The sequence below is a fragment of the Brevundimonas sp. genome (assembly GCF_024711105.1).
Classification (GTDB): Bacteria; Pseudomonadota; Alphaproteobacteria; order Caulobacterales; family Caulobacteraceae; genus Brevundimonas.
Map to the genome: position 1 here is coordinate 1 of NZ_JANJTL010000118.1, position 3,278 is coordinate 3,278.

General features: G+C 71.7%; 4 protein-coding genes. 3 read left to right on the forward strand and 1 reads right to left on the reverse strand.

All coding sequences use genetic code 11. The annotated features are described in order from the left end of the window. The first annotated feature begins 118 nt into the window (after window positions 1–118). Complete coding sequence (locus Q0M60_RS08810; RefSeq protein WP_296818378.1) at window positions 119–574, forward strand: hypothetical protein; 456 nt, start codon at window positions 119–121, stop codon at window positions 572–574. Here Q0M60_RS08810 and Q0M60_RS08815 read toward each other — a convergent pair. Next, on the reverse strand, window positions 571–1,326 hold the full coding sequence (locus Q0M60_RS08815; protein WP_296818380.1) for an extensin family protein: 756 nt from the start codon (window positions 1,324–1,326) through the stop codon (window positions 571–573). The genes Q0M60_RS08810 and Q0M60_RS08815 overlap by 4 nt on opposite strands. Before the next feature lie 104 nt (window positions 1,327–1,430). On the opposite strand from Q0M60_RS08815, the gene Q0M60_RS08820 reads away from it, so the two are divergent. After that, window positions 1,431–2,606: a TMEM43 family protein gene (locus Q0M60_RS08820; protein ID WP_296818382.1), complete on the forward strand. Its 1,176-nt coding sequence runs from the start codon at window positions 1,431–1,433 to the stop codon at window positions 2,604–2,606. A gap of 64 nt (window positions 2,607–2,670) precedes the next feature. Further along, the coding region (locus Q0M60_RS08825) for a DEAD/DEAH box helicase family protein (RefSeq protein WP_296818384.1) at window positions 2,671–3,278 on the forward strand (608 nt) is incomplete at its 3' end.

Consider the following 3,278-nt stretch of genomic DNA (forward strand, 5'->3'; position numbering starts at 1 on the left):
AGAGATCACCCCGGCCTGCGCGAGGGAGCCGCGAGCTAGCGCCCGGCCGCCGCGCCCAGGCACTCAAGCCTCGCAGTTCGGAACGGAAGGCGCCGCCGCCGAGCTAAGGGAGAACCAGATGCGCATGCTACAGATCATCGCGGCCTCGGCCGTCCTCGCCGGCTGCGGCCCCGGCGAGGGCGGCTCCGGCCAGTCGACCAGCGGTCCGGCTGACCCCTGCCCGCTCGCGGCTCAGTGGCACGTGACTGGCCCGGCGGGCGAGTACGGAACCTTCCTCGTCGCGCCCGACGGGCGAATGGTCTGGGCCAATCTCGGCCTGGGCGAAGGCCGGGCCGAACTGTCGGGCCGCGAGCTGTTCATCCACTTCACGGCGTCGGGGCCCGACGGCGCCGTGGCCCACGACTTTCAGGTGAACGCGACCCTGTCTGAGGACTGCCAGACCGGAGAGGGGACGCTCGACATGCGTGCGTCACCGCAAATCGGCCTCGGCACCTATGAGATCGCCCTGCGCCGCAACGGCGACCAGGAGGCCTGGCGGCAGCACTATGCGCTGAGCGACGCCGCCGCCGGCTAGCGGCACATCGTCCAGGAGCCTTCGCGCACCTCCAGGTGCAGGTGGTCGCTGTGGGCGGCGTTGTAGTCGGGCGAGAGGACCGTGCCGTAGACCTGGCAGGCCTCGTCGCGGATGCGGCGCAGGAACCGCGCCTCGGGACTGTCCCCGCTCCAGTGGCCCGCGACGGTGATCCGCCGCCCGTCCCTCAGCCGGAAACCGCCGACGTCGAAGGCGTTGGCGCGGGCATGCGCGCTGCGCCGCCCGCCGGCCGCCCCATTCACATTGCGGCACGAATAGGCGCCCATCTGATCGATCTGGACGACGTCCGAGCCCAGGATCTCGCGCGCGGCCGGCTCGACCGACTGCCGCCGCCAGATGCTCAGCGCCAATGCCGCCTCGCAGCGCAGCAGGGGCGCCGCCGGGCTCAGCCGGGCGACCGTGCCCCAGTCGACGTCTACGGTCCCCGCCCCTGCGTAGGCGCAGCCGGTGCCGTCATCCAGGTCCGCCACCGGCGTCAGCTCGACGCGCGCCGAGGCCAGTTCGGCGTGGCACTGCTGGAAGTCGGCGCCGACCTCGCCGATGCGGTCGCGCGTGCGGCCGTCGATCGGGGCGTCGATCAGGCCCGTGCCGCCCCCGACCGGCGGCGGCGGGCGCTCGCCCGGCTGGCTCGGCGTCCAGCCCCCGCCCGCACGCACCGGATACTGCGGCCCGCCGCACGCGGCGAGCGCGACCAGCAGGGCCGCCGTCAGCGTCAGTTTCGCCGCCCTGGACATGGGCGAAGGTCACGCCCGGCGCCGCGAGTCGTCAAGCGTGGCCGCACGCTGACGGGCCCCCCGAACGGTGCTATTCGACGGGCGACTCTCGGGGGAGATTCCACATGAATGACCGTTTCACCGAGACCACCCAGACGGGCTGGTTCTCGCGGCTGGGCAGCGCCTTCGGGGGCGTGGTCGTCGGCCTGATCGCCGTCATCGTCGGCTGCGCGCTGCTGGGCTGGAACGAGCACCGCGCCGTCCAGACCGAGCGGGCCCTAAACCAGGGCGCGGGCGTGGTCCGGAACATCGGCGCCGACGCCGTCGATCCCGCAAACGAGGGCGCCCTCGTCCACGTCTCGGGCACGACCACGGTCGGAGGCCCGGTCACTGACAGCAGCTGGCCTGTCTCGGCGACCGCGCTGCGCCTGATCCGCAACGTCGAGATGTACCAGTGGCGCGAGACCAGCCGCAGCGAGACCCGCACCCGGCTGGGCGGCGGCGAGGAGACGGTCACCACCTATGAGTACGACCGCGTTTGGTCCGACACGCCACAGGACTCGTCGTCGTTCCGGCATCCCTCCGGACACGAGAACCCGCCGTTCCCCGTCGAGCCCCAGGCCTTTACCGCCGACGACGCGCGGCTGGGCGCCTTCTGGCTGAGCGACGAGATTATCGAGCAGGCCGGCACGGCCGAGGCCCTGACCTTCGACGAGCCGACCCGCGCCGCGCTCGAGGCCCAGGCCGGCGACCGCGCCACCGTCTCGGCGACCGAGATCTACCTCGGGACCAATCCGTCCTCGCCCCAGATCGGCGACGCCCGCGTCAGCTATCAGGTGGTGCGGCCCGGCGAACTCAGCGTGGTCGGCGCCCAGTCCGGCGACGGCTTCATCCCCTATCGCGCCGACAGCGGCGGCCAGATCCTGCTGGTCGCGGACGGCCGGGTTCCGGCGGCCGACATGTTCCAGACCGCCCAGGACAACAACCGGATGCTGCTGTGGGCTCTGCGCGCCGGCGGCCTGCTGGTCATCATCATCGGCTTCAACATGATCTTCCAGCCGCTGAAGGTGCTGGCCGACGTCCTGCCGCCGGTGGGGGCGATCGTCGGCATGGGCACGGGCCTGATCTCGCTCCTGCTGGGCCTGCTCCTCGGGGGCGTGGTGATCGCCGTGGCCTGGTTCGCGGTGCGGCCGCTGCTTTCGGTCGGCATCCTGACGGGGGTGGCCCTGCTGGTCGCCTTCCTCTGGCGGACCGGACGTCTGAGGCTGAAGCGCAAGCGGGAGGCCGCCGCGGCGGCCTGACGCAGCCCCCGGGCGCCTCGCGCATTGACTGGCGTGCGCCCCTGCGCGGACCTATCTTCAGTTCATGAACCGTTCCAGCACGCCGAAAGGCCGCGCCACGACCTCCAAGAAGCCCGTGCATGTCCCCGGCGAGTCCGCCGGGATGCAGGAGGCGCCCGTCCGCTTCATCCCGGCCTCGGCCAATCCGATGGACCGGATGCCGATGTTCGCGCCGGTCACCGGCCCGCGCCTGACGCCCGAGGAGGCCCCCGGCGCCCCAGCCGACTGGCGCCCTCACCGGCCCGACCACGCCGGCAAGAAGAAGGGCGGCAAGTTCCGGCTGGTCAGCGGCTACACCCCCGCCGGCGACCAGCCCCAGGCCATCGCCGAACTCGTCGCCCAGGCCGACGCGGGCGAGCGCGACCAGGTCCTCCTGGGCGTCACCGGCTCGGGCAAGACCTTCACCATGGCCAAAGTCATCGAACAGACCCAGCGCCCGGCCCTGATCCTCGCCCCCAACAAGACCCTCGCCGCCCAGCTCTACAGCGAGTTCAAGGCATTCTTCCCGGACAATGCGGTCGAGTATTTCGTCTCCTACTACGACTACTACCAGCCCGAGGCCTACGTCCCGCGCACCGACACCTACATCGAGAAGGACTCCTCGATAAACGAGCAGATCGACCGCATGCGGCA